This is a genomic window from Pseudomonas nitroreducens NBRC 12694, assembly GCF_002091755.1.
Classification (GTDB): Bacteria; Pseudomonadota; Gammaproteobacteria; order Pseudomonadales; family Pseudomonadaceae; genus Pseudomonas; species Pseudomonas nitroreducens.
Genome location: NZ_BDAI01000004.1, coordinates 227,873 through 252,646 on the forward strand (window position 1 = coordinate 227,873; position 24,774 = coordinate 252,646).

Annotated in this window: 28 protein-coding genes; 6 read left to right on the forward strand and 22 right to left on the reverse strand. The window is 66.6% G+C overall.

Annotated elements, in window-relative coordinates:
- Window position 1 precedes the first annotated feature (1 nt).
- The 5 genes from PNI01S_RS13340 to PNI01S_RS13360 all read right to left on the reverse strand — a co-directional run bounded on the left by PNI01S_RS13340 (window position 2) and on the right by PNI01S_RS13360 (window position 4,877).
- Complete coding sequence (locus PNI01S_RS13340) at window positions 2–631, reverse strand: lysophospholipid acyltransferase family protein (RefSeq protein ID WP_084358407.1); 630 nt, start codon at window positions 629–631, stop codon at window positions 2–4.
- A 14-nt stretch (window positions 632–645) separates the two neighbouring features.
- Window positions 646–1,092 carry a hypothetical protein gene (locus PNI01S_RS13345; protein WP_024766295.1) on the reverse strand — a complete coding sequence of 149 codons (447 nt, stop codon included), beginning with the start codon at window positions 1,090–1,092 and terminating at the stop codon, window positions 646–648.
- Window positions 1,082–2,422, reverse strand: coding sequence for a phosphatase PAP2/dual specificity phosphatase family protein (locus PNI01S_RS13350; protein ID WP_024766294.1), 1,341 nt, complete (start codon window positions 2,420–2,422; stop codon window positions 1,082–1,084). Before PNI01S_RS13350 ends, PNI01S_RS13345 begins: the two co-directional genes overlap by 11 nt.
- Before the next feature lie 11 nt (window positions 2,423–2,433).
- Complete coding sequence (locus PNI01S_RS13355) at window positions 2,434–4,191, reverse strand: bifunctional alpha/beta hydrolase/class I SAM-dependent methyltransferase (protein ID WP_084358408.1); 1,758 nt, start codon at window positions 4,189–4,191, stop codon at window positions 2,434–2,436.
- 65 nt (window positions 4,192–4,256) lie between these two features.
- Window positions 4,257–4,877 carry a CDP-alcohol phosphatidyltransferase family protein gene (locus PNI01S_RS13360; RefSeq protein WP_037017143.1) on the reverse strand — a complete coding sequence of 207 codons (621 nt, stop codon included), beginning with the start codon at window positions 4,875–4,877 and terminating at the stop codon, window positions 4,257–4,259.
- 306 nt (window positions 4,878–5,183) lie between these two features.
- Between PNI01S_RS13360 and lafA the strand changes: the two genes are divergently transcribed.
- From lafA to PNI01S_RS13375, 3 genes are all read left to right on the forward strand, one after another.
- Complete coding sequence (lafA, locus tag PNI01S_RS13365; RefSeq protein WP_084358409.1) at window positions 5,184–6,068, forward strand: lateral flagellin LafA; 885 nt, start codon at window positions 5,184–5,186, stop codon at window positions 6,066–6,068.
- 289 nt (window positions 6,069–6,357) lie between these two features.
- Complete coding sequence (locus PNI01S_RS13370; protein WP_038803755.1) at window positions 6,358–7,197, forward strand: transcriptional regulator; 840 nt, start codon at window positions 6,358–6,360, stop codon at window positions 7,195–7,197.
- Window positions 7,185–7,673: a hypothetical protein gene (locus tag PNI01S_RS13375; RefSeq protein WP_089285788.1), complete on the forward strand. Its 489-nt coding sequence runs from the start codon at window positions 7,185–7,187 to the stop codon at window positions 7,671–7,673. Before PNI01S_RS13370 ends, PNI01S_RS13375 begins: the two co-directional genes overlap by 13 nt.
- Before the next feature lie 5 nt (window positions 7,674–7,678).
- Here the strand turns inward: PNI01S_RS13375 and PNI01S_RS13380 are convergent, their stop codons facing one another.
- The 17 genes from PNI01S_RS13380 to PNI01S_RS13465 all read right to left on the reverse strand — a co-directional run bounded on the left by PNI01S_RS13380 (window position 7,679) and on the right by PNI01S_RS13465 (window position 22,307).
- Window positions 7,679–8,710 (reverse strand): OmpA family protein, encoded by a 1,032-nt coding sequence (locus PNI01S_RS13380; protein WP_084358411.1) that lies wholly within the window; start codon window positions 8,708–8,710, stop codon window positions 7,679–7,681.
- Complete coding sequence (gene motA / locus PNI01S_RS13385; RefSeq protein ID WP_024766288.1) at window positions 8,707–9,579, reverse strand: flagellar motor stator protein MotA; 873 nt, start codon at window positions 9,577–9,579, stop codon at window positions 8,707–8,709. The genes PNI01S_RS13380 and motA overlap by 4 nt, the downstream gene beginning before the upstream one ends.
- 13 nt (window positions 9,580–9,592) lie before the next feature.
- Complete coding sequence (locus PNI01S_RS13390) at window positions 9,593–10,354, reverse strand: FliA/WhiG family RNA polymerase sigma factor (RefSeq protein ID WP_024766287.1); 762 nt, start codon at window positions 10,352–10,354, stop codon at window positions 9,593–9,595.
- Between the two features lie 6 nt (window positions 10,355–10,360).
- Entirely contained in the window at window positions 10,361–10,846 is a 486-nt protein-coding gene (locus PNI01S_RS13395; protein WP_024766286.1) for a flagellar basal body-associated FliL family protein, read from the reverse strand.
- Window positions 10,847–10,890: 44 nt separating this feature from the next.
- Complete coding sequence (locus PNI01S_RS13400) at window positions 10,891–12,045, reverse strand: flagellar hook-length control protein FliK (protein ID WP_084358412.1); 1,155 nt, start codon at window positions 12,043–12,045, stop codon at window positions 10,891–10,893.
- Window positions 12,046–12,048: 3 nt separating this feature from the next.
- Window positions 12,049–12,366: a hypothetical protein gene (locus PNI01S_RS13405; protein WP_024766284.1), complete on the reverse strand. Its 318-nt coding sequence runs from the start codon at window positions 12,364–12,366 to the stop codon at window positions 12,049–12,051.
- Complete coding sequence (fliS, locus tag PNI01S_RS13410) at window positions 12,350–12,748, reverse strand: flagellar export chaperone FliS (protein WP_024766283.1); 399 nt, start codon at window positions 12,746–12,748, stop codon at window positions 12,350–12,352. The genes PNI01S_RS13405 and fliS overlap by 17 nt, the downstream gene beginning before the upstream one ends.
- Window positions 12,745–14,094, reverse strand: coding sequence for a flagellar filament capping protein FliD (gene fliD / locus PNI01S_RS13415; RefSeq protein ID WP_038803756.1), 1,350 nt, complete (start codon window positions 14,092–14,094; stop codon window positions 12,745–12,747). The genes fliS and fliD overlap by 4 nt, the downstream gene beginning before the upstream one ends.
- Before the next feature lie 420 nt (window positions 14,095–14,514).
- Entirely contained in the window at window positions 14,515–14,955 is a 441-nt protein-coding gene (gene flgN / locus PNI01S_RS13425) for a flagellar protein FlgN (protein WP_024766281.1), read from the reverse strand.
- Window positions 14,952–15,236 (reverse strand): flagellar biosynthesis anti-sigma factor FlgM, encoded by a 285-nt coding sequence (gene flgM, locus PNI01S_RS13430; protein ID WP_024766280.1) that lies wholly within the window; start codon window positions 15,234–15,236, stop codon window positions 14,952–14,954. Before flgM ends, flgN begins: the two co-directional genes overlap by 4 nt.
- A 139-nt stretch (window positions 15,237–15,375) precedes the next feature.
- Complete coding sequence (locus PNI01S_RS13435) at window positions 15,376–15,798, reverse strand: flagellar FliJ family protein (RefSeq protein WP_024766279.1); 423 nt, start codon at window positions 15,796–15,798, stop codon at window positions 15,376–15,378.
- The gene (fliI, locus tag PNI01S_RS13440; protein WP_037014115.1) at window positions 15,798–17,129 is read right to left on the reverse strand and encodes a flagellar protein export ATPase FliI; all 1,332 of its coding nucleotides are present in this window, start codon (window positions 17,127–17,129) and stop codon (window positions 15,798–15,800) included. The genes PNI01S_RS13435 and fliI overlap by 1 nt, the downstream gene beginning before the upstream one ends.
- A 1-nt stretch (window position 17,130) precedes the next feature.
- Entirely contained in the window at window positions 17,131–17,829 is a 699-nt protein-coding gene (gene fliH / locus PNI01S_RS13445; RefSeq protein WP_084358413.1) for a flagellar assembly protein FliH, read from the reverse strand.
- 6 nt (window positions 17,830–17,835) lie between these two features.
- Window positions 17,836–18,876, reverse strand: a complete 1,041-nt coding sequence (locus PNI01S_RS13450; RefSeq protein WP_024766276.1) for a FliG C-terminal domain-containing protein — start codon at window positions 18,874–18,876, stop codon at window positions 17,836–17,838.
- The gene (fliF, locus tag PNI01S_RS13455) at window positions 18,854–20,545 is read right to left on the reverse strand and encodes a flagellar basal-body MS-ring/collar protein FliF (RefSeq protein ID WP_084358414.1); all 1,692 of its coding nucleotides are present in this window, start codon (window positions 20,543–20,545) and stop codon (window positions 18,854–18,856) included. The genes PNI01S_RS13450 and fliF overlap by 23 nt, the downstream gene beginning before the upstream one ends.
- 9 nt (window positions 20,546–20,554) lie before the next feature.
- A complete protein-coding gene (fliE, locus tag PNI01S_RS13460; protein ID WP_084358415.1) occupies window positions 20,555–20,902 on the reverse strand; it encodes a flagellar hook-basal body complex protein FliE in 348 nt (115 codons plus the stop codon).
- A 25-nt stretch (window positions 20,903–20,927) separates the two neighbouring features.
- The gene (locus PNI01S_RS13465; RefSeq protein WP_038803761.1) at window positions 20,928–22,307 is read right to left on the reverse strand and encodes a sigma-54 dependent transcriptional regulator; all 1,380 of its coding nucleotides are present in this window, start codon (window positions 22,305–22,307) and stop codon (window positions 20,928–20,930) included.
- Between the two features lie 472 nt (window positions 22,308–22,779).
- On the opposite strand from PNI01S_RS13465, the gene PNI01S_RS13470 reads away from it, so the two are divergent.
- Genes PNI01S_RS13470 through fliP form a run of 3 tightly spaced genes read left to right on the forward strand, consistent with a single transcriptional unit; the run spans window position 22,780 to window position 24,757 of the window.
- Complete coding sequence (locus PNI01S_RS13470) at window positions 22,780–23,619, forward strand: FliM/FliN family flagellar motor switch protein (protein WP_065086103.1); 840 nt, start codon at window positions 22,780–22,782, stop codon at window positions 23,617–23,619.
- A complete protein-coding gene (locus tag PNI01S_RS13475; RefSeq protein WP_024767369.1) occupies window positions 23,616–23,987 on the forward strand; it encodes a FliM/FliN family flagellar motor switch protein in 372 nt (123 codons plus the stop codon). The genes PNI01S_RS13470 and PNI01S_RS13475 overlap by 4 nt, the downstream gene beginning before the upstream one ends.
- On the forward strand, window positions 23,987–24,757 hold the full coding sequence (gene fliP / locus PNI01S_RS13480) for a flagellar type III secretion system pore protein FliP (protein ID WP_054909537.1): 771 nt from the start codon (window positions 23,987–23,989) through the stop codon (window positions 24,755–24,757). The genes PNI01S_RS13475 and fliP overlap by 1 nt, the downstream gene beginning before the upstream one ends.
- The last annotated feature ends 17 nt before the right edge of the window (window positions 24,758–24,774 follow it).

The following is a 24,774-nucleotide window of genomic DNA, read 5'->3' on the forward strand; positions in this document are numbered from 1 at the left end:
CTCAGCGACCCTCCGGCGCGGCGAGTTTCAGCAGCGCCTCGCGGGCGCGTTCGAGGAAGGCTTCCTTGGCCTCGCCCTCCTGCACCGCCAGCGGCGCACCGAAGCTCAGGGTACACAGCAGCGGCAACGGCAGTGCGCGGCCCTTGGGCATCACGCGGCTGAGGTTGTCCAGCCATACCGGCACCAGCTCGACCTGCGGATGCGCCTTGGACAGGTGATAGATGCCGCTCTTGAAGGGCAACAGGCGCACCTCCTCGTCGAGGTTGCGCGTGCCCTCGGGAAAGAGGATCAGCGAGTCGCCGTCGGCCAGTGCCTGCTCCACCGGCTCCAGCGGATTGCCGCCTTCTGCGCCGCGCGTGCGGTCGATCAGCACGCCGTGGAACACGCGGTTGATGATGAAGCCACGCAGGCCGCCCTTGCCCCAGTAGTCCATCCCGGCGACCGGGCGCGTACGCGCGCGCAGTTCGGGCGGCAGCGAGGCCCAGAGCAGCACGAAGTCGCCGTGGCTGCTGTGGTTGGCGTAGTAGATGCGCTGCGCCGGGATCGGCGTGGTGCCGATCCACAGGCTGCGCAGGCCGGTCACCGCGCGGGCACCGGCGATGATGGCGTAGGCGAACAGTCGTTCCAGCATTGCGGGGGCGTTCCTCAGGATTGGAAAGTCAGGGCGATCAGGCACAGCAGCGCAACCAGCCACTGCACCGCACACAGCATCACCTGCCGACGCAGGAGTTTCAGTGCGCCACGGCTGCGCTCGCTCCAGGTGCGGCCGGACATTTCCGCGGGCACACCGACATGGGTGGCCAGGGCGTCGTCCAGTTGCCGGGTTTTCTCCGGCAGCGCCTCTCCGGCGTTGGCCATGGCCTCGAACAGATCGGCGTCCAGCGCCACACGCATGGCGTAGAACTTCTGCACCAGGCCGAGCAGCACCAGCAGCGCCATGCTCAGGCTGAACGCCAGCGTGGCGCTGGCCATCAGCGCGCCGTAGAAGCCCAGCGCCAGTGCGAGCACCGTCAGCGCCGAAGACAACCCATTGAGACTGCTGCCGCGGCGCAGCAGGCTGGCCACCAGGATCAGGCCCGGATCAACCGACATGACTCACCTCCCGTGATAGTTGCGGCTGACCGGCGACCTGCGCCAGCACCGCCAGTTGTTCGGCCTTGAGCACGATGCGTGGACGCGCGCGGCGAATCTGCGCCACCGCGTCCTCGACCGTGGCCGCCTGGCCGGATAACAGCAGCCACGCGGCCAGGACCGTCGCACTGCGCGAATAACCCAGGGCGCAGCAGACCAGCAACGGGCCACGCGCGCGAAGTTCGTCGATCAAGGCGGCGCCCAGTCGACACTGATCGACGCTGGGCGCAATCAGGTCGAGCAACGGCAGGCTCGCGTAACGATCGTCATGCGCAGTGCAGGGAAGCTCCGCGCACAGGTCGAGCACTCCCAGCTCGGGCCGCGCCTTGCGCTCCGCCGCGCCGGGCAGGCGGCCCAGCCAGAGCCCGGGCAGTACCTCATCGGGCTGCGGGTGCTGGCGTGTCCAGGCGCGGGAATTGATCCAGGCGGCCAGCCGATAAGGCGCCAGCAGCCAACAGACAGCCAGCGAGTGGCGGCCCTCCGCGCGCTTCTGGTAGCCCTCCGCGCCGATGCCCAGGTAGCACAGCGCAACCAGCGCCAGCGATACCGCCGGCCAGCACAACCAGAGCCAGATGCCACCTCCGCTCAGGGCCAGCATCCCGCCAAGCGCCGCGCCGATGGCGTAGAAGACGGCTAGTCGAAGTCGTCGCGGATCGCTGCTCAGCGTCCAGGCGGCCAGCGGCGAACGCCCTTCCCGCGGCCACAGCCAGAGGCAGAAGAAACCGGCCAGGGCACCCGTCGGCACATCGATGAAGTGGTGCTGCCAGGTGGTCAGTACCGACAGCCCGATGAGCGCGAACCAGCCATGCAGCAGCCAGCGCCAGACTCCGCTGGCGTAGCGCCCGTAGGCCGCCCAGAGCACCACCAGCAACGCGATATGCAGCGAGGGCGCCTGGTTGAACGGCTTGTCGAAGCCCATCAGCACATCGAACAGCCAGCCGAACAGGCCGTCCAGCGCCGGGCGCTCGAAGCTGAAGCGCAGCGGGAACAGCAGGAAACAGCTGACCGCGATCACCTGCGCCGTGAGCAGCCGCAAGCCGTGGCTGTCCAGTTCGCGGCGGGTGCGTGGCAGCAGGAAGGACAAGCCGTAGAGCAGGTCGATCGACCAGTACGGAATGATCGTCCATGGCCACAGCGGCATGCCGCGTTCCCAGTCGAACACCAGCACGCCGACCGTCTCGCGCTGCCCCGTCACCCAGTTGGCGAAGCCGTAGCTGGCGAAGAAGAACGGCGCGAGGCACAGCAGCCAGATCACCGCCCGGCGAAACACGCCGGGGTCGCGCGGCGGCATCGCTGCACCCATCAACGGAGCTCCCGGCGCGCCAGCGACACGGTGAAGATGCCGTCCTCGTCGATGCGCTGGGCCAGCTTGCGGAAGCCCGCCGCCTCGACCAGTTGGTCCATCTCCAGTTGCGTGCGGCGGCGCATCACCCAGGCCTGCCCGGCGCGGTGGCTGGTCAGGGCGCGGGCGATCAGCTCCAGCTGCGGGTGCCAGGGCTGGCCGGTGTAGATCAGGTAGCCGCCCTCTTCCACCGCTGCGCCGAGGCCTGCCAGCGAGCCGCTGACCATGGCGTTGTCGGCGAACAGCTCGTAGAGACCGGACACCACCGCCAGGCTCGGTTTCGGCTCTACAGCGGCCAGGTCAGCGCCATCGAAGGCATCGCCCTGGACGAAGCGCGCATGCTCCTTCAACCCCAGGCGCTCGATCAGCGCAGAGCCTTCGCGCACGTTCAGTTCGCTGTAGTCGCGCAGCAGCACGCTTTCCGGCAGCGGCTCGACGCCCTGCAGCGCTTCGAGAATGTAGCGTCCGTGGCCCGCGGCGATATCGAGGATGCGCACCTCGCGGCCCTGCTCGCGCAGGCTGGCCATGGCCAGGCGCAGCAGTTCCTCGATGTGCACCTTGCGCTGGCGGATGCCGCGCCAGCCGGCGGACTCCAGGTAGGTGCGGTCGATCATCCGCCCCACGGGCCCCGCGCCGGCGGGCTGGTTGCGGTAGACGTAATCCAGCGTGCTGCCGGAATCGAAGCCGGTCTGGAAACCGAGGTTGATGCCGTCCGACAGCAACCGGCCGAGGCGCATGTTGGCGCGGGTCGCGCGCCAGTAGAGGTCGCGGATCGACCAGCTGGGCAGTGGGGTCGCCAGGGCTTCTGCTTCGGCGCAGGTGTAGCCGAAGCGATCGGCGTCGCGCAGGTCCGGGCGCTCCGGCGCGCGGGCAAAGCATTCGAGAATGAAGCGCCGGGCACGGGTCACCGCCTGCTCGCGGTTCAGCTCGCCGAGGGTGTCATGGAAGAAGCCGGGCAGGATGTGCAGTTCCTTGCGCGCCGTGCCGAGGTTGTCGAAGAAACGTTGCTGCGGCTTGCGGTGCACCACGAAGTCCGAACCGGAGATCAGCAGCTGGGTTGGCACCTGGATCGCCTGGGCGTCGGCGACCACCCGATCAGCCGCTTCGTAGAGGCCCAGCAGCACGTTCACCGAGATCGCCTTGGCGATCAGCGGGTCGCTGTCATAGGAGGCGATCCGCTCGGGATCGTGGGTGAGGAATTTCGCCTTCACGTAGCTGTTGACGAAGAAGTTGCCGCGCCACGCCCTTGCCAGCTTCAGGCCCGGCCGGGCGAAAGGCACGTAGAGCTTGACCTTGAACGCCGGCGAAGCGAGCACCAGGCTGCGGATCGGCGGGGCGTAGTCGTGGACCCAGGTGGACGCGAGCACCGCGCCGACACTCTGCGCGACCACCGCCATGTCGCTGATGGCGATGCCGTGGGTGGCAGCGATGTGCTCGACGAAGGTCTGCACGTCGCGCACGCTGGTGCCGAAGCTCGGGCTGTCACCGCGCGCACCGGGCGACTGGCCGTGGCCGCGGGCGTCCCAGGCGAAAACATCGAAGCCGGGCAGGTCGAGCTCGTCGGCCAGGTGGCCGATGCGGCCGGAGTGTTCGTGGCCCCGGTGGAACAGCACGACCGCGCGGCGCGGCTCATCGTTGGCGGGCACCGCCGGCCAGTGGCGATAGAACAGCTCGACGCCGTCGTGGGTGATGAAATGGTGATTCGAAGACTCGCGCATAACTTCCTCTGTTTCGATGGCTTGCGGGACAGTCCTGTCCCCTTCCTGACACGGCAGGCCCTTGTTCAGCCGGCCTGTTGTTCCTTCTGTTCAGCCAGCCCCTGGCGCACCCGGTTGACGATAGTCAGCACCAGCAGCAGCGCCAGCAGCACCAGCAGCGGGTCGAGCCAGGACAGCGGCAGCAGTCCACTGGCCACGCCTGCACCGAAGACGCCGAAGCACAGTGCGCGGTCGCTCTTGCCCATCGGCCCGTCATAACGCCGCGAGGCGCCGACCATCACGCCCAGCACCCCGGCGTATTCGCTGATCATCGCCAGCAGCACCACCAGCACCACCAGCGCCGGGGTCACGCCCGGCAGCAGGGCGAACGGCAGGTACAGCGCGCTGTCGGCGATCACGTCGGTCAGTTCGTTGAGGTAGGCGCCCAGCTTCGACTGCTGGCCGAATTCGCGGGCGAGCATGCCGTCCATGGCGTTGAGCGCCATGCGCAGGAACATCCACAGGGGGATCAGCAGGAATATCCAGGCGTGGCTGGCGAGCAGCGCGACGCTGAGCGCCACCAGCAGCGACAGGCCGCAGGCGGCCAGCGTCACCTGGTTGGCGGTGACGCCGCGCTCGTGGAGACGGGTGACCTGGGGGCGAAGCAGGTTCTGGAAACGGGACTTGAGCTGGTAGACGGAGATCATGAGGTTCCTTTCTCGGGGTTCGCACTGAGCGGTTCACACGAACTATCCACAGCCTTGTGGACCTGGGGAGCTTAGCTGCACCTCGGCGTCGGGGCTGTCAGACATGTCTCAACAAGATAGATGATCGATCCCTGGCAAAAGGACACATGACCGTGTACGACGATGTCGGCGGCGTGACTGCCGGTAGCGTCGGAATCCCCGCGCCAAAAAATTTTCCAACACCCTTAATCCTTCCCCGCGAGCTGTCGCCTTACCCCTTCAGCAGGCACAACGCCGGCTTCATTCAGCTCATACAGGAAGTCCACCATGGCCTTGTCGATTCAAACCAACTATTCCTCCCTGATCACCCAGACCAACCTGGGCAAGACCAACAGCCTGCTGGCCACCAACCAGCAGCGCCTGGGTACCGGCCTGCGGATCAACTCCGCTGCCGACGACGCCGCCGGCCTGCAGATCGCCACCCGCCTGAACGCCCAGTCCCGCGGCATGGACGTGGCCATGCGCAACACCAGCGACGCCATCTCCCTGATGCAGACCGCCGACGGCGCGTTCAGCGAGCTGACCGACATCACCCAGCGCATGAAGGACCTGGCTACCCAGGCGGCGAACGGCACCAACTCCACCGACGACGGCAAGGCGCTGTCCGCCGAGTTCAACGAACTGGGCAAGGAGCTGACCAACATCATCTCCAACACCAAGTTCGCCGGTGACGCCCTGTTCAGCGTCGACGCGGCTGCCGGCAAGTTCGGCTCCACCGCAGGCGGCGTAACCTTCCAGATCGGTGCCGACAAGGCCGAGACTCTGGACGTCGATGTCAGCACCCAGCTCAAGGGCGTGACCGATGCCTTCACCGCACTGACCAAGCAGTTCGGCGCCTCCCCGGCTGCCGGCACCGAGCTGGAAACCATCACCGACGCCAACACCGCCATCGACAACGCCGGCAAAGCCCTGGACGCCATCGGCACCCTGCGCGCGCAGTTCGGTGCAAACATCAACCGCCTGCAGCACACCTCCAACAACCTGGCCAACATGAAGGACAACACCGACCTGTCCAAGGGCCGCATCATGGACGCCGACTTCGCCGTCGAAAGCGCCAACATGAGCAAGAACTCCATGCTCATGCAGTCCGGCATCTCCATGCTCAAGCAAGCTGGCCAGATGCCCAGCATGATCATGGGCCTGCTGGGCTAAGGCCCGGCAAGCGCGAGGCCCCCGCCTCGCGCGCCCTGATTCTGCAGCGCTCCGCCTCGGCGGGGCGTTCTGCTGTCTGCGGGTACGCTGACAAGCGGTGTTACGACGTGCGGTCGCGGCGCAACCCGCCTGCGCCAGCGGTTTCGAGACTCGTGTGAAAATTGCAAGCACGAGTGTGCAAAATTCAGAACTTGCACCCACATTTTTCTGACGTCAAAATAATGCCTCTGCCTCCATGGACAAATGGAGTTTCCCCGCGACCGTCAAGGGCGCGGCTGGCAAGGGCTCGATGAACACACTCATTTCACCGCTACCGGACGGACGGCCGATCGCCTGCCTGAAGCTCCGGACTGGCCGTTCCGATTGCATCGCGCAGTTCTATCCCGCGCTCTATCAACTCGACCTCGACCGTGACGGCCAGGTGGAGCGGATCGACCTGGGTTTCTCCGGCAGCCGGGTACTCGAACGCCTGTTGCAAAGCCCCGGAGATGTGGTCGCACGCGACGAGCTGCTGACCCACGCCTGGTCCGACCGCGTCGTCGGCCAGGGCAGCCTCAACCAGCAGATCTACACCCTGCGTCAGGTGCTGGCGGACGAGAAGCAGCGGCAGATCATCCAGACGCTGCCGCGCCGCGGCTACATGTTCAACCCGCAGTATCTGGTGGGCCAGGCGAGCGAGTCGGAAGTGGAAGCAGAAGTGGTCGATGCCACGCCGGAAGTGATTCCACTGCAGAGCCCCGCAGCCGCGCCGCGAACGCCGAATCTGCGGCGCCTGAAATTCGCCGCAGCCAGCCTCTGCATCCTCGGCCTGCTGGTCCTCTCCGGCGCCTTCTACTACACCCAGTTGCGCAGCCCGGTCCTCACCACCGAACAGAACCTGGGCTCGCTGCAGATCACCTACGTCGAAGACAACGAACAGGACCTGCAACGCCTGATCCGCAACACCCGGCCGCTGGCGCACCAACTGGCCGACCTCGCCACCCGCCCCATCGGCCTCATGCTGCACATGACCTCGGGCTTCTACGAACTGGTCTGCGTGCAACCCGAAGGCCACTCCAACTGGTTGCTGATCCACGAGAGCCAGGTCGCCCGGATTCCCCAGGAGCAGTTGCGCAAGTGCCTGAACTGAACCTACGCCGCCAGGCCGGCGTGGCGCGCCGCTGCCTGGTGATCTCGCTGTTCGGCGTCGCCTGCCTGGCGCTGGCGCTGGGCATGCTGTGGAAGCACGCGCGCAGCACCTCGGCTATCGACGGTCGCTACGCGTCCTCCGGGCAGGTGCTGCTGGGCAGCGGCAAGGTGCTGGAAATCGCCCAGACCACCATGTTCCACGAAGGGCGCTTCTACTCGATGATCCAGCAGGACGCCAACATCCTCGAGGTCTCGGGCAACGTCGGCAGCGACCTGGGCGGGCGCTACCAGTTGCAGGTGGAAGAGAACAGCATCAGCAACCTGCAGGCCGACAGCGGCCTGGACAGCGAACTGATCTTCAACCTGCTCTACGGGCGCCAGCGCGGCGCACGCATCACCCTCGAACCCCTGGGCGAATGCCTCTACGGCGTGGAAACGCGCCAAGTGTTCTGTCCGCGCCACCCGCGCGATCGCTGACCCGCTCACAACCGCAACGCCGGCTTGGCCGCTGCCGCGGGTGTCGACGCCTCGACGGCCGCCGAAGCCGGCGCCTCGGTCTTCTCCGGTTGCGCTGGCTGCGGCTCGACCAGCTTCGCGCCGGAGGCCGAGTAATGCACCTGTGCATAACTCTCGCCGAAGATTTCCCGGTAGAGGCTCTCCGCCCTGTGGGTCAGCAGGAGGATCTCGATGCGCCGGTTGGCGCCGCTCTCCGGGTCCTCCGGACGTAGCGGCATGACGTCGGCCTGGGCCGCCACCTGCAGCACATGCGCGGCAGGCAGGCCGCTGTCGACCATCACGTTGCGCGCGCGCAAGGCGCGGTCGCCGGAGAGGTTCCAGTTGTTGTAGCCATCGGGCCGGCGGTACTGCACCGCATCGGTGTGGCCGCTGAGGATCAACTTGTTCTGCACCTTGGACAGCACGCCGGACAGCGCGCCGAGCAGCGTCTGGAAATGCGGATCGAGGGTCGCCTGGCCACGGGCGAACATGAAACGCTGCTGGTCGTCCTTGATCAGGATGCGCAGCCCCGGCGGCACCACCGTCACCTCGATGTTGGCCAGCGCATCGACCTTGCCGGACACCTCGCGGATCAGCTCGGCCAGCTCGCGCAGGTCCTCGTTGCTGTCGTACTGGCGGCCGTCCTGCTGCGTGCTGGCGTCCTTCGCCTGCTCGCCGGCCTTGCCCTGCTTGCCGACGTCCTGGGCGAGTTGCGGCGCCGGCTTCTCCGGCGTCTTGATCGGTTGCGGCATGCCGTCGAGCTCGACGGGCGTGCGGCTGGCGCCATCGAACACGCCGGCGCCGCCATCCACCACCGGGTTGGCATCCTGGTCGCCCACCGCCACCGGTTGCGGCTCGGTCTGCGGGTGAACGATCCACAGCACCATGAACAGCGCCATCATCGCCAGGGTGAAGTCGGCGAAGGCGACCTTCCAGGCGCCGCCGTGCTCGTCATCGTGGCCCTTCTTGCTGCGGCGCTTGATGATGACTTCGCTGTGCTTGTCGGCACGTTTCTTCATGCTGCGTCCCGCTCTTCCTCGAAGCGGGTGACCCAGGTCTCCAGCTGCTTGAAGGCCGGCTTGACGTCCTGCTCGATCAGCTTGCGGCCGGCGTCCACCGCCAGCAGCGTGGGCTTGCCGGCGACGTGGGCGACCAGGGTGGTGCGCACGCATTCAAGCGCCGAGAGCTCGGTCTTCACCCGCTGCGCCATGGCGTTGGACAGCGGGTCCATCAGGCAGTAGCAGACGAAGATGCCGAAGAACGTGCCCACCAGCGCGGCGGCCACGTGGGCGCCGATCTCGGCCACCGAGCCGCCGATGTTGCCCATGGTGATGATGATCCCCAGGATCGCCGCGAGAATGCCGAAGCCGGGCATCGCCTCGCCGACCTTGTGCAGCGACTTGGACGGCTGCAGCAGGGCGTGCTCCATGGCGTCCAGTTCCTGTTCGAGGAAACCTTCCAGCTCGTGGGCGCTGATCTTGCCCATGGCCATCAGGCGGAAGTTGTCGGCGATGAACGCCATCAGGTTCTTTTCCTGGAGGATCAGCGGGTAGCGGGCGAACAGCTCGCTCTGGTCCGGCTCCTCGATGTGCGCATCGAGCACCTTCAGGCCGCCGACGTCGACCATCTCCAGCAGCTCGTAAAGCAGCATCAGCAGCTGGCGCTGGAATTCCTCGCCGCGGCGCTTGAAGACGAACACGCCCTTGATCTGCGAGCACATCTCCAGCAGCACTTCGCGGGGGTTGGCGACGACCAGGGTGCCCAGGCCCGCGCCGAGGATGATGATCATCTCCGCCGGCTGCCAGAGCGCGCGCAATTCGCCGTGGGCCATGGCGTAGCCGCCGAGCACGCAGGCGATGATGATCAGGGCGCCGATGATTTTCTGCATGGTTTGGGATTCTTCAGGGAGTGTCGGGGGTGTTGAGGAAACGGCTGCACTTGCCGATCGCCTGCTTCATCAGCTGGCAGATGCGCGCATCGGTCAGCTCCAGCACCAGGGCGATTTCCTTGAGGTTCAGTTCGTGCTGGTAATACAGGTTGAGGATCAGCCGCTCGCGCTCATTCAGGCGCTCCAGCGCCTGGGCCAGCAGGCGTTCCTTGAGCACGCGCTCTTCCAGCGCATCGCCGCTGGCCTGCACGCCGTCGTGGCCGCTCTGCAGCAACGCGTCGAAGCTCTCGATGGCCTCGGAGGACTCGGCGCGCAGGTAATCCTGGTAGCCCGCCTCGTCGAGGCCGGTGGCGGCGAGCACTTCCTCGTCGCTCGGCACGCGGCCGAGTTGGCGCGCCAGCGCGCGGATCGCATCGCGCACCTTGTGCGCCTGCTGCCGCACCTGCCGGGGGCGCCAGTCCTGGCGGCGCAGTTCGTCGAGAATGGCGCCGCGGATGCGCAGCGCGGCGAAGCGGCCGAACTGCTCGTCCGGCTCGCCGTAGCGACGCAGGCCTTCGAGCAGGCCCATCAGGCCGATCTGCTCCATGTCCTCGCGGTCCAGCACCTGGTTGGCCTGCAGCGACAGCTGGCTGACGATGCGCCGCACCAGTGGCAGGTACTGCATCATCCAGCGCTGCTCGGCCGCCGGCGACAGGCGCGCATGGCCGCCCTCGGGGCTGTCGTAGCCGCCGACGCCACTGGCATAGCCGTGAGCAGGATCGCGAAGGGCGTGCATGGCGGCCTACTGGACGATCATCTTGCTGAGCAGCACGTGCTCGAAGGGCACCACCACCTTGCGCGCGGCGAAGTCGTCGATCACCGCCTTCTCCAGGCGCGTCTGCACCTCGCCGATGGGCATGGCGCGCAGCACTTCGAACTTCTCCGGCGTCAGGTTGGCGACCACCGAGCTGCGCACCATGGGCGCGACGCTCTCCAGCTTCTTGCGCTCCTGCTCGGCCCTGGCCTGCAGCACCAGGTCGATCACGAAGTAGTGCTCGCGGTCTTCGCCGCGGGAGCTGACGATGATCTTCTCCACCGGCACGAAGAGGTATTCGGCGCTCTCCTGCTCCTCCTCCGTTGCATCTTCCTTGGCTGCCTCCTTGTCGGAAGCGGCGGCGGCCGGGGCGAGGCTGGCGGACTTGATCATCTTGTAATTGACGAACACGCCGCCCAGCACGACGGCGATATTCACGATGAGCATCAGTAGAACGAGACGCGGCGTGGACATGGGGTTTCTCGAAAAATCCTGTGGGGGTGCGGGCCGCGGGCGGCCTACACGGTAATCAGTACGTCGCTGTCGCCACGCGGCGCGGAGCGCTCGCCCACCTGCGCATCACGCGGGTTGGCGGCGACCGTGAGCGGTTCTTCGGCAAAGCGCTGGCGGTTCTGCTGGCCCTGCTGGCCGGACTGCGAATCGGACGAAACCTGCACGTTGACCTGCAGGAAGTTCTGCCCGACCAGTTCCTGGCGCAGGCGCTCACTGGTGTTCTGCAGCAGGCGCACGACGTCGCCGTTGGACGCGGAAATCTGCACGTTGAGCTGCCCGGCCTCATGGCGCACGAGGATTTCCATGGCGCCCAGCTCCGGCGGATCAAGGCGGATCGTGGCGTTCTGCACGCGCTGGCCGAGTTGCAGCTCGACGTTGTCGCGCAGGGCGCTGACCATCTGCTCGCCCCAGTGGGCCTCGTTGCTGCCCTTGAGGTGCAGCGGCTTGTCGAACAGCGGCGACGCCGGTGCAGTAGACGAGGCGGGCGTGCTGCTGTCGGTCACCGGAAGACGCGCGTCGAGCGCGCCGCCGGGCAACGTCGGTACGGCGGAGTCCGGGGTCTGTGCGGCAGCAGCCAGGTGCTGTTGCAGCAACGTCTGCGCCTGGCTCTGGGTCGCCTCGCGCGGTGCCGGCTGCGTGGGTACGGCCGGCTCTTCGGGCAGGTCGGCGGGCGGCAGCAGCACGTCTTCGGGCTTCACTGCGGCGGGCGCCGGCTGCGCCTGGCCATCCACGGCCTGGGTGGCGAAACCGGCCACCTGGGCGTGGGTCCGGACCGCCGGGTTATCCCGCGCCTGCACCACCAGCCCAGCCTGGCCAAGCATGCCGGCGAGCCAGTTTTCCGCGCCGGAGGGTGATGCTTCTTCGCTTGCCCGGCCCTGCGTATCGTCGTCGCGGGTATCGACGGGCAACGCCTCCGGCGGCAGCGCAGCCTCGGCTTGCTGAACCGGCTCCTCGGCCTGCGCGGTATCGAACTGGGCGAGGAACGACTGCACGCTGATGGTTCGCTCGCCGGCATTCGACTGCGCCGGCGGCTGCGCACGGAATCCCGCCACAGCAGCAGTGTCGCCGCCGTCGCGGCGCGAGTCCTGCGAACGCGCCTCGGCCACCGGGCGTGTAGCACGGTCGGTGGTCGGCAGCGCTTGGGTCGGCAACTGGATCACGGTCTATCGACCCTCCTGGTACGTATCCACCTGCATGTACGCCGAGCGACCCTCGGCGTATTCCAGGTGCGAGAGCAGCAGGCGGCGCAGGCGCTCGCACTCTTCGGCACAGGCCTGCGACGCCTGCTCGTGCAGACGTTTCAGGTGCTTCTTGGCCAGCAGCACGTCGGCGGCCAGCCCGGTCTGCGATGACATCGCCACCAGTTGCGCGCGGATCGCCAGGTCGACCTGCCCCATGGCTTTCCAGTCCTTGCGCTGCAGCGCCGCGCCGAGCCGTTCGTACAGCTCGAGCAGGCGCCGGCGATCATCCACGGGCGGCACTCACGCCCTCCCAGCCTTCACGCAGGATGCCCAGCAGGCGCACGACCTCATCGATCCCGGCGACTTCCAGCGACACACTGACGTCGGAGAGCCGGTAGATGCAGTAGTCATACAGGCGCGCCAGGCCCTGCACGGTCTCGCCGCCGTTCTCGTAGTCGAGTGCGCCGTTGAGGCCGTTGAGGATGTTCAGGCACTTCTCCAGGGAGCGGCCCTTCTGCTGGTAGCGCTTGTGCTCGATATGCCCGCGGGCGCGGGCCAGTTCGTCGAGCAGGCCGTCGAACAGCACCAGCACCAGTTCGTAGGGCGAGGACGAGGCGGCCTTGGATTCCAGGTCGATCATCCGGTAGCTGTCGTAGCTTTCGTTCATGCCGTAGACGGTCATCCGAACATCCCGCTGGTCTGGTCCATCGACTGCATGGTCTGCATCATCGAGGTGTATTGCTTGAGGTAGCGTGCGTAGTAGGTGTCGTACTGCTTCTGCAGGTTGTCGTAGTCATCGTTGACGCGGCGCAGGCTGTTGTTCAGGGCGTCCTTGCGGTTCTTCATGACGCCATTGGTGCTGTTGGTGTAGACGGCGACACCCTTGTCCAGGCTGTCGAGCAGGTTGCCCTTGCCCATGAACAGCTTGTCCAGGGCCTCGGGTTCGCTGGCGATGGCTTTCTCGAAACGAGTGGCGTCGAGGGTCAGCTTGCCGCTGCGGTCGGCGCTGATGCCCAGGGTGATCAGGTTGGCGCCGCCGAAGCTGGTACGGACCATCTGGTTCAGCGCGTTCTCGATGGCACGCACGCTGGAGTCGCCGGCCAGGGCGCCGCGGGCGTTGCCGTTCTGGTCGCCGGCGGCGGTCAGGCTGTCGATGGTGCTGGCCAGGGCGTTGAAGGCGTCGATGAAGGTCTGCACCTTCTTCTTGGTTTCGCTCTGGTCCTGGGCGACGGTCAGGCGGATCGGCTGTTCGCCGGACTTCTGCGCCTGGGTGAAGGTTGCGCTGACACCATCGATGATGTTGTCGAAGGTGTTGCTGGCGTTGGTCAGCAGCATGCCGTTCTCGCCACCCAGGCGGACGCGGGCGTCCTGGGCCTTGGACAGCTCCTGCGGGTTACCGATGGCGTTCTCGAAAGCGCTGTTGGCGCTGTCGGTGCCGCTCAGCGACAGGCTGATGGCATTCGCCGCACCGGACTTCTCCGCGCCCAGCACCAGCGAGACCTGGCCGTTGCTGCGCACCAGGGTGGCCTTGACGCCGGTATTGTCGGTGGCCTTGTTGATTGCGGCGGCCAGTTCGTCCAGCGAGTTGGCGCCGTCGCCGTCGGTGTCGATCTTGCTCAGGTCGATGTCGAACGACTTGCCGTTCTGGCTGAGGGTCAGGGTGCCCTGGGTATCGATGTCGCCGGCCTGCAGGCCGGAGAACGACAGCTGGTGGCTGGTGGCGAGCTGCTCGACGAAGAAGTCGTAGCTGCCGGGCACGGCGTTCTTGTCCACCTTGGCGCTCAGGTAGCCGTCCTTGCTGGTGGTGGCGCTGTTGACCAGCATGCTGGTGTTGCTGCCGGTCACACCCTGCAGGCTCTTCACTGCCGAGGAGAAGGTCTTGAGCGCCGACTCCAGGGAAGTCACCGCGGTCAGCTGGGACTGGTACGACGACTTGTTGCGATCAGCCTTGTTCAGGCCGTTCTGCACTTCGTACGTGGCCAGCTGCTGAGCCATGCTTTTGACGTAATCGGAATCTATGGTCGCCATCTGAATCCACCTCTTTGTGCCGGAAGAGCAATTACGATGCCAATGCCGGAGACCCCGTACTTCGGGGCTTTGCGGGTTTCCCAGGGAGAAGTCGAACTTCCGCCCGGCGTACTTTGGCGCGCTGCGGGAAGCGGTGTTTCCGCCTACCGGGCACGCGACCTGATGCAAGGAAAGGGCGACCGTGGGCGGGGATTCGTTAAGGGGTTTCGACGGGATGATTTCTGGGGGGAGTCGCATGCGCAGGCGTCTCCGCAGGAGCGGACTTCGTCCGTGCTGGCGATGGTGCCGTGAGGTTCGCGAGCAAGGACTAGGCGTCCCCCTCCGTCCTACGAAGAGCGTCTTGGCGTTCCCCCGTAGGAGCGAGCCTGCTCGCGAACAGACCCGACCCAGGAAAGCCGCGACCGAAAGGTGCGGAAAGGATCAGTAAGGCTGCCGCGAATACACCGGCTGCTCGCGCGGATCGCCCATCAGTTGGCTGAGAATGTCGTGGTGCATCGCCAGCAGCTTGCCGTTGCGCTCGTTGAGGCGCTTGCACTGGGCGGTGAGCTGGCCCAGCTGCTGCCACTCCTGCTGGAGCTCCTCGCGGCGCGGCGGCTGGTAGCTGGACAGCAGCGTACGCATGCCTTCAGCGTCCATCGGCAGCTGGAAGGCGCGCAGCACGCGGCTACGGCGCTGCGCCCGGCCGGCGACGGCATCGAGCAGCACCTGGATATCGGGATTCAGCGCTTCGATCTGCGCACTGTCCCGCGCCAGCAGGTGGCGATACAGCTCCTGCAGGCGCTCGCGCAGCGCCAGGCAATCGCGGCCATCCTGCTGGATGTCCTGCTCGATCACCTGCAGCAACCGCGCGCGCTGGGTCATGCGTCGCTGCCGCGATGGTAGGAAAGAATGCTGGTGGCGAGCAGGCGGGTGTCGTTGGCCAGGTCGCCATTCATCAGGGCGCGGCGGATTTCGGCAACCCGGTCCTGGTCCACGTCAGGCATGGCGCGCAGGGTTTCCTGCATCTCGTCCAGGCGCAGTGAATCGCTGACCGGCGCGCTGGCGCCGGCCTCTGCCACGGGAGCGGCGCGCTCGCTGCGTGCGCTCTTGGCGGACTCGCTGGTGGCCAGCGCGACGCTGGTCAGTTGCCGGGTGATTTCCATGGTCGGTATCCGAGTATTTCTGGGGCTTTCCCTCAGAGGGCGACCGCCCCGAAGGAAAACTTAAATGCCGTGTTCAGAGTTCGCCAAACGGCCGGCGCATAACGCGGAAGGGGATATCCGCCATGTCCGCAGGCCAGACTCAAGCCCTGGCACGCCACCAGGACTGCGCGGCGAGGCCATCCTGGATTTTCTGTTCCTGCTGCGCAAGCTGCGCCTGCCACTGGCCGACCTTGGCCTCGATCACCTGGGTCAGCACCTTCTCGCTGCGCATCGCGGCCAGCAACTCACCCTGGATGCGCGCCAGGGCCTGCTCGGCGACCTCCAGCTCGCGGCGCTGCAGCTGCAGCATCTTGTGCAGCGTCACCTTGTACTGCTGCTGGTTGTGCCGCTGCAACGGCGTGCTGGTGGCGACACTGAAGCCGCACAGGCGGTCGAGCCCGGTGATGTTGTTGCGGTAGCGCTGGCACAGCGTCTGCTGGTAATTCACCCGGCCCAGCAGCTCGCGGACCTTGCCGCCGCGCACGTCGGCGAGGCGCCCGAGCATATCGATCTGCGCCTTCATCAGCGGCTACCGACAATGCTTTGCAGGGTGGCGACGCTGTTGCCGAGCTCGGCGCCGTCCGCCGTTTCCTGCCTCAGGTAGCGCTCCAGCATCGGTGCCAGCTGCACCGCGCGGTCGGTCTTCACGTCCATTCCTGGCGTGTAGCCGCCCAGCGGGATCAACTCCTTGATGCGCTCATAGGTGCCACTGAATTCCTTGAACTGGCGCGCTGCAGAGAGATGCACCGGGTCCGCCACCTGGCTCATGCAGCGGCTGACCGAGGCACCGATGTCGATGGCCGGGTAATGCCCGACATCCGCCAGGCGCCGCGAGAGCACGATGTGCCCGTCGAGGATGGCGCGGGCGCAGTCGACGATCGGGTCCTGGTGGTCGTCGCCCTCCGCCAGCACGGTGTAGATGGCGCTCAGGCTGCCCATCTCGCCTTCGCCGTTGCCGGCGCTCTCCACCAGTTCCGGGAGCATGCCGAACACCGACGGCGGGTAGCCCTTGGTCGCCGGCGGCTCGCCCAGGGCCAGGGCGATCTCGCGCTGGGCCATGGCGTAGCGGGTCAGCGAATCCACCAGCAGCAGCACGTCCTTGCCCTGGTCGCGGAAGTAGGCGGCGATGCTGTGGCACAGCTCGGTGGCCTTCAGGCGCATCAGTGGCGATTCATTGGCCGGCGCCACCACCACCACGGCCTTCTGCAAGCCTTCCGGGCCGAGGGAGTGCAGGATGAACTCCTGCACCTCGCGGCCGCGTTCGCCGATCAGCCCCACGACCACCACATCGGCCTTGGTCTGCCGGGTGATCATGCCCAGCAGCACGCTCTTGCCCACGCCGCTGCCGGCGAACAGGCCGACGCGCTGGCCCTTGCCCAGGGTCAGCAGGCCGTTGATGGCGCGCACGCCAACGTCCAGTGGCTCGGACACCGGGCGCCGGCGCAGCGGGTTCACCTGCGGCAGCTCGGTGGGCAGGGGATGTCGGCCGGCGAGCTTGCCGAGGCCGTCCAGAGGCTCGCCAAGGCCGTTGACCACGCGCCCCAGCCAGGAATGATCGATATGCAGCACGGCTTCGTCCGGCGCCGGGAAGACCCGCGAGCCGGAGGTCAGGCCGACGGGCTTCTTGAAGGGCATGAGGTAGGTGATGTCTCGGTTGAAGCCGACTACCTGCGCCTCCAGGCGCTCGCCGTCGGCGACTTCCACGTAGCAGCGCTGGCCGGTCATGCGCCGGCAGCCGAGGCTTTCCAGCAGCAGGCCGGAGACCCGCACCAGGCGACCGCTGACCCGCGCCAGCTGGACCGAATCCAGCGAGCGCAGCGCTTCTTCGAGCTTGAAGCCGTCGCCCAGGGCCACGTCAGTCTTCGTCCTGCAGGTGCGTGCTCAGCGCTTCCATGCAGCTGTCCAGGCGCTGCTGGCAACCGATATCGGCTTCCGCCTGGGCGGTGACCACACGGCACTCGCCCAGCGCCAGGCGCTCGTCCGGCACCAGGCGCCACCTGGCGGCGCGCTCGGGGTTCAGCTCGCGGATGCGCGCGCACTCTTCCGGGTTGAGCAGGATCTGCACCTCGCCCTGCTCGCCCGGCATGGCGGCGAGGGCTTCCTCGGCCAGCGTCAGCAACTGCGTGGGATTGAGCGTGAGTTCGACGCGGATGACCTGCCGGGAGACTTTCTGCACCAGCTCCAGCAGCTCTTTCTGCCGCGCGTGCTGGAAGGCCTGATGATAGTCGGTGAAGGCAGCGACGGCGGCCTGCAATGGCGCACTGGCTTCGTCGAACACTTGCCGGCCAGCGGCTCGACCTTCCTCGCGGCCCTTGCGCAGGCCGTCCTGGCGACCGGCTTCGAAGCCTTCGCGCAGGCCTGCCTCGCGGCCTTCGCCGACGCCGTCCTGGTAGCCCTTCTCCAGGCCTTCCTGGAAGCCTTCGGAGATGGCGCGCTGGCGCGCGGCCGGGTCGCTGTCCCAGCCGTGGTTGTCGGCGCTGGCGGTCGCGCAGCGCGGCGGGAAGCGGTACGGGCGCCAGGCGCGGCTGTCGGCCTTGATGACTTTGATCGCCATGCGCGGTTACTCCACCGTCTGCTCGCGGAACAGCTGCACCTGCAGGTCGCCCTCGGCGGCGAGATCGCGCACAACGCCCATGATCTCCTTGCGCACCTGCTCCACGCGGCTCAGCGGCACCGGGCCCTGGCGGCGGTTGATCGATTCCATCTGCTGCATCTGGCGCTTCGGCATGGCGCCCTGGATGGCGCGCACCAGCTCGGGTTCGGCGCCTTTCAACGCGACCACCCACTCGTCCAGCGGGATGACTTCCAGCAGGGTCTGCAGCACTTCCTGGTTCTGCCGGGAGAGGATGAAGAAGTCGTACATCTCATCCTCGATCCTGCCGACCAGGCTGTCGTTGTGGGCGCGCAGCAGCTCGAACATCTGGTTCCGGTCGCCCTTGAAGCGGTTCATGATGTCCGCCGCCTGCTTGACCCCGCGCACCTGCGAACCCTGGGTGGAGAGCACGCGCAGGCTGCGGTCGATCAGCTGCTCCAGCTCGGCGATGACGTCGCTGTTCACTTCGCTGAGGTTGGCGATGCGGAACAGCAGCTCGTCCTGGCGCTCGGCCGGCATGGCTTCGAGCACGTCGGTGGCCATGCCCGGCGGCAGGAAGGCGAGGAACACCGCCTGCATCTGCGCGTGCTCCTTGGCGATCAGCGCGGCGAACTGCTTGGGGTCGATCCACTCCATGCGCGCCATCTTGGCGCGGATTTCCTCGCCGTAGATGCTGTCCAGCAGGTTGCGCGTGATGTCGCTGCCCAGCGCCTTGCCGAGCATGCCGGCGAGGTAGGAGCGCGACGCGCCCTTGATGCTGGACTGCAGCTTGTAGTCGTCGAAGAAGCGCCCGATGACGTCGGAGACGGTGTTCTGCTTGACGTTGGACAGCCGCGCCATCGCCTGGCTGATGCTGACGATCTCCTCGCGGCTGAAGTTGCGCAGGATGCCCGCGGAGGCTTCGTCACCCATGCTCAGCATGAGGATCGCCGCCTGTTCCAGCGAGCTCACGGCGCGCATCTGCGGGCCGCGCTTTTTCGGTTCTTCAGGCAGGCTCGTGTCGGTCATTGCGGCCAATCCAGTGCTTGATCACTTCCGAGACCCGTTCCGGGTCGTTCTTCGCCAGCATCTGCAGATGCTCGATCTGGTGTTCCAGCCCCGACCCCGGCGCCGGCAGGCGGATCTCCGAGAGCGGGTTCAGCTCGCCGAGGACGTTGAGCCCGCCGACGGTTTCGTTGGAAAGCGCCAGGCGGCGCTCGGCATCCAGGGCCAGCGGGTAGTCGCCGGCACCCTCGGGCAAGGCTGCGGTGGCTGCCGGCTGGGCGCGCTGGGTCAGGCTGCGTACTGCCGGGCGCACGCCGAACAGCAGGAACAGCAGCGCGATCAGGCCAAGCACGCTGTAGCGCACCAGGGATTGCAGGGCGCTGCTTTCCCACCAGCTCGCCGCGGACTCTTCCACCGCGGTGGCGGCGAACGGGAACACGCTGACGGTGATCAGGTCGCCGCGCTGGGCGTTGAAGCCCACGGCGCTCTTCACCATGGCCTCCAGGTCGGCGCGGGCCTTGTCGGTCCAGCCGCCTTCGGGCGCCGTGCTGGCGTTGATCACCACCGCCACGCTCTGCTGGCGCAGGGCAAAGGCCGGGTACTTGATGTGGGTGACGCTCTGGTCGAAATCGTTCTGCCGGGTGGTCTCGTTGCGGGTCGAGGTCGCGGCCTTGTTGTCGGTGCCGGCGACCTTGCCGTTGCCGGCCGGGGTATTGGCGTTCTGCGCCTGGCCCTGCTGCGCCTGGGGCGGCGGCTCCGGCGGACGGTTGCTCAGCGAGCCGGGTACGCCGAGGGCCAACTGGTCGAGGGTGGTCTCGTTGCGCAGCGATTCACTGCGCAGGCGCGGCGCCTCGCCGTAGGCCTGCAGGGTTTCTTCCTTCTGGCTGAAGTCGATGTCGGCGGAAACGCTGATGCGGTAATTGCCCAGGCCAAGCACCGGCGCCAGCACTTCCTCGACATTGCCCACCGCCTTGCGCTGGTACTCGTCCACCGCCTGCCAGTTCTGCGACGGGCCGCCGGCGCCATTGATGCCGCGCGACAGCAGCACGCCGTTCTGGTCCACCACGCTGACGTCCTCGGGCTTGAGCTGCGGCACGCTGCCGGCCACCAGGTTGACGATGGCGCCGACCTGCTCCGGGCTCAACCGCTGGCCGGGCGCGAGTTGCAGCAGCACCGAGGCCTTGGCCGGATCGCGACGGCCCACGACGAAGGAATTGCTGTCCTCGCGGGCGACGTGCACACGCGCCTGCTCGATGCCCTTCAGGCCCATGATGGTCCGCGCCAGCTCGCCTTCCAGGCTGCGCTTGAGGCGCACGTCCTGGAGGAAATGGCTGGTGCCCAGCGGCTCGTCCTTGTCGAACAGCTCGTAGCCGGCCGGCACCGATACCTTCACGCCCTTGGCCGCCAGCAGCATGCGCGCGCGGGCCAGGTCTTCCTCGCGCACCAGCACCTGGCCGCTCTGCGGGTGCAGGCGATAGTCGAAGGCTTCGGCGTCGAGCACCTGCATCACGTCGGCGGCCGGGTAGGCTTCGCCGGCGCCGTACAGCGGGCGATAGGCCCCCTGGTCGCGCCACAGGTAGAAGACCACGGCGGCGGCCAGCAGCGCGGCGCCCAGGGCAATGCCGAGCAGCCCCAGGCGCGGGTCGAGCTTGAGTTTGTCGAGCGGCAGGCGCCCTTTGAGTTTCTGCAGCACTGTCAGTCCTTACAGCGGCATGCGGATGATTTCGTCGAAGGCGCCGGTGAGCTTGTTGCGCACCTGCAGCAGCGCGGAGAACGACACGCTGGCCTTCTGGCTCTGGATCATGGCGCCGACCAGGTCGTCGCTCCGGCCGCTGTCCACCGCAGCCATGGCGGCGCTGGACCGGTGCTGCTCGGCATCCACCGAGCGCAGCGCCTGCTCGAAGCTGGCGCCGATGCCCTGTACCGGCGCACTCTCGTCGAGTTGCGTGGCGAACTGCGCGGCGGGCCGCACGGCTGGCCCGCTGGCCAGGTCGGCGTAGCGGTTCATCCGGTCCAGCATGTCCTGCTGCACCTGCATGATCGAACTCATGGAAGGTCTCCCCCGGAAGACGAAATCAGAAGTGCACCTGCACGCCCTGCTCACGCATCGCGTTGAGCCGGTAGCGCAATGCGCGGGTGGTCATGCCCAGGCTCTCGGCGGCCTTGGTCTTGTGCCCGCCGAAACGGCGGATGGTGTCGATCACGTGCTGGTACTCGGCGAGCTTGCCGCTGGCGCGCAGCGCGGCGCGGCCGCCCTCGGCCGCCAGCGGGATCACCGCGGCAACGCTGGCCATGGGCGCTTCCGGCGCGGCCAGGCCGAGGTCGCGGGGCTGGATGAACAGGCCGTTGCGCAGCACCAGGGCGCGTTGCAGGGTGTTCTCCAGCTCGCGCACGTTGCCCGGCCAGTCGTGCTGCAACAGCGCGCGGCTGGCGGACTCGGTGAGCAGGTCGTGCTCGGCGTCCTGCGGGGCGTACTGGCGGATGAAGCGCCGCGCCAGCGGCAGCACATCTTCCTTGCGCTCGCGCAGGGGCGAGATGTGCAGGGGCAACACGTCGAGGCGGAACATCAGGTCGGCGCGGAAGCGCCCTTCGTTGACCTCGGCCTGCAGGTCGCGGTTGGTGGCGGCGATGATGCGCACGTCCAGTTCGATCTCGCGGCGCCCGCCCAGGCGCTCCACGCGCTGCTCCTGCAGCACGCGCAGCAGCTTGGCCTGCAGGGCCAGCGGCAGTTCGCCAATCTCATCCAGCAGCAGGGTGCCGCCGTTGGCCAGTTCGAACTTGCCCGGCTGGGCATTCACCGCGCCGGTGAAGGCGCCGCGTTCGTGGCCGAAGAGGATGGATTCGAGCATCGCCTCGGGGATCGCCGCACAGTTCACTGCGATGAAGGGCGCGTCCGGGTTGGCGATGCCGTGTATGTAGCGGGCCAGCAGTTCCTTGCCGGTGCCGGTCTCGCCGGTGATCAGGATCGGCGCGCGGGTCTGCGCTACGCGTTGCGCCATCGCCAGCAGGCGGCGGCCGGCCTGGGAGCGCGAGACGAACAGTTCCTGGGCGGCGCTGGAGGCTTCCTGGCGACGCAGCAGCGCGGCCAGCTGGCCGGCGCCAAAGGGTGACAGCAGGTAGTCGACGCAACCGAGGTCGAGCAGGGTGGCGGCCTTGTCCTGCTCTTCATAACCGACGATGGGCACCACGTCGCGCTCGCGGCCATCGCTGAGCAGCGCGCCAACCTGCGCATAGAGGTCGGGAGCGGGGAAAGCGCCGGCGAGGATGAACAGCAGCGCAGCGTCGCTGCGCGCACGGGCCAGTTCGGCGAAGCCGGAAAAGCGTTCGACACGGCAGCCTTCGGCCAGCAGCGTCTGCAAAAGGAGGGCGTGAGCGGCGTCCGAGGACGGCCCGATGATCGCAACTTTTTTCTGCGCTGGCCGCTCTACGAGCAGCGTTTCACATAATTGATCGATCGACTGGCTTACACTGTTCACCGCAACTTTCCATTCGCTAGTGCGTTCGAAAAGCCTTTCGTTGGTCAATCGCCAGCGTCTGCCGATCAAATTCTCGGCGACTGCGAAACCTTTTAACGAAATGGCTATCTCACGGGTGGCATTGCAACAACTTCGTCACACATGAAGTTACTGCAACCTGTAACTAACCCACCCACACTAACAAGTGCCAGCACTACGCCATAGCTTCCCGCCGATTAATTAAGATCAATAGACAAAAAGTTCCGTCAAAAACAGCATTTGATATCTATTGATTTAATCGGGCGACCTCAGATCGCTATCATTGCGCCACGTCAGCAGCCTGTGATGCAGCAATTTCAGGCCCTGGCAGACAGAGCATGCCGCGAGCAACGATCAGCCGACCCCGGCGGTCACGACACTTCCCGTGTCCTTGGGCAGATGGCAGATCGAACCTGGAAGTACGACGCTGAGCATGACTGGCAAATCAAAAGTCCACCATGGTGTGCCCGCCGACAGTCTGATCCGACTGAAACCGCAGAAACTCGGCCGGCATTATCACAAGATTCCGCAGTACATCAAAGAGATCTCCGGAAAGTATCCGCGGATCATCAGCGACTATTTCCTGCGGCATTATCGAATCAATCTCGAACTGGATAACCTGCGCATTCACGAGGAACTTCCCCGTGAACTGGAATGCCTCTTCGATTCGCCCCTGGGCAAGTTCGGTTTCGCCATGGACCGCGCCCTGCTGACCGAAGTCATCGAGTGTTACTACGGCGGCACCCTGGTCGCCAATCGCGACACGCCGCCGATCAGCAGCTCCGAGCAACGCATGCTCGACCGCCTCGGCCTGGACGTGGTCGACCTGTTCGGCCGCGCCCTGCTGATGGGTGAGTCGGTGGGCCGCCTGCAGCAGATCGACCCCACCTACGAAGAGGTGCAGTGGGAGTATGTGGCCGAGTTCAGCTACGTCAGCCACCTGACTGGCGAACGCTCCTCGCTCTACCTCTACCTGGACAATCCGCTGGCGGACGAACTGACCCGCCGCCTCGCCGGCCCGCCACCGCCGCGAGTGACCGGCAACCCGGTCGAGCACATCAAGCACCTGCCGCTGCGCCTGGATTGCGTGGTCGCCGCCGCCAGGATGCCGCTCTCGCAGGTGCTCGGCCTGGAGCCTGGCGATGTGCTGACGATCCGCCCGCTGGACCGCGTCGAGGTCCGCGTGAACCAGCAGAAGCTGTTCCGCGGCGCCATCTTCGAAGACGACGGCACCCTCTTCCTCTCCTCCCTGGAAAGCGTGAAAAACCCATGACCGGTTCTCTCTCCGACTCCGAGTTCGAGTCGCTGATCAACGATGGCGACCTCGACCTGACCCAGGATGCCGCCGACATTCCCGCCGAGCCCGTGCGCGCTTCGCTGCCGCAACAGGACCTGAGCTTCTTCGGCAAGATTCCGGTGAACGTCACCCTGGAAGTCGCCTCGGTGGAGATTTCCCTGAAGGAGCTGATGGATGTGGACGCCAACAGCGTGATCATCCTCGACAAGCTCGCCGGCGAGCCGCTGGACGTGAAGGTCAACGGCGCGCTGTTCGCCAAGGCCGAAGTGGTGGTGATGAACGGCAACTACGGCCTGCGCGTGCTCGAACTGTGCGGCGCCAGCCTCGACGCCCTGACTGCCTGATGATGCGGCGCCGCTCCCTGACAGGCAGATCGCTGGCCACGCTGGGCCTGCTCATCGCCGCACTCTGCCCGCTCTACGCGCAGGCAGCCGGCGGCGAGGTCACGCTGTTCAACCTGCACGACACGGCGGACGGCCAGGCCTTCAGCGTCAAGCTGCAGATCCTCATCGTCATGACGCTGCTGGGCTTCCTCCCGGCGATGCTCATGCTGATGACCTGCTTCACCCGCTTCGTCATCGTGCTGGCGATCCTCCGCCAGGCCATCGGCCTGCAGCAGAGCCCGCCGAACAACGTGCTGGTGGGCATCGCCCTGATCATGACGCTGCTGGTGATGCGCCCGGTGTGGCAGGACATCTACGCCAACGCCTACCAGCCCTTCGAGGCCGACCAGATCAGCCTGGAAGACGGCCTCGGTCGCGCCAAGCAGACGCTGAGCCGCTTCATGCTCGCGCAGACCAACCGTACCTCGCTGGAAACCATGGTCTCGCTGGCCGGCGAAACCCTGCCGGAGAAACTGGAAGACCTGGACTTCTCCCTGCTGCTGCCGTCCTTCGTGCTCAGCGAGCTGAAGACCGCGTTCCAGCTGGGCTTCATGATCTTCATCCCGTTCCTGGTGATCGACCTAGTGGTGGCCAGCGTGCTGATGGCGATGGGCATGATGATGCTCTCGCCAATGATGATCTCGCTGCCGTTCAAGCTGATGATCTTTGTGCTGGTGGACGGCTGGGCCCTGATGATGGGCACGTTGACCAGCAGCGTGCAGCCGTTCTAGCGGCCTTGCGGAGAACG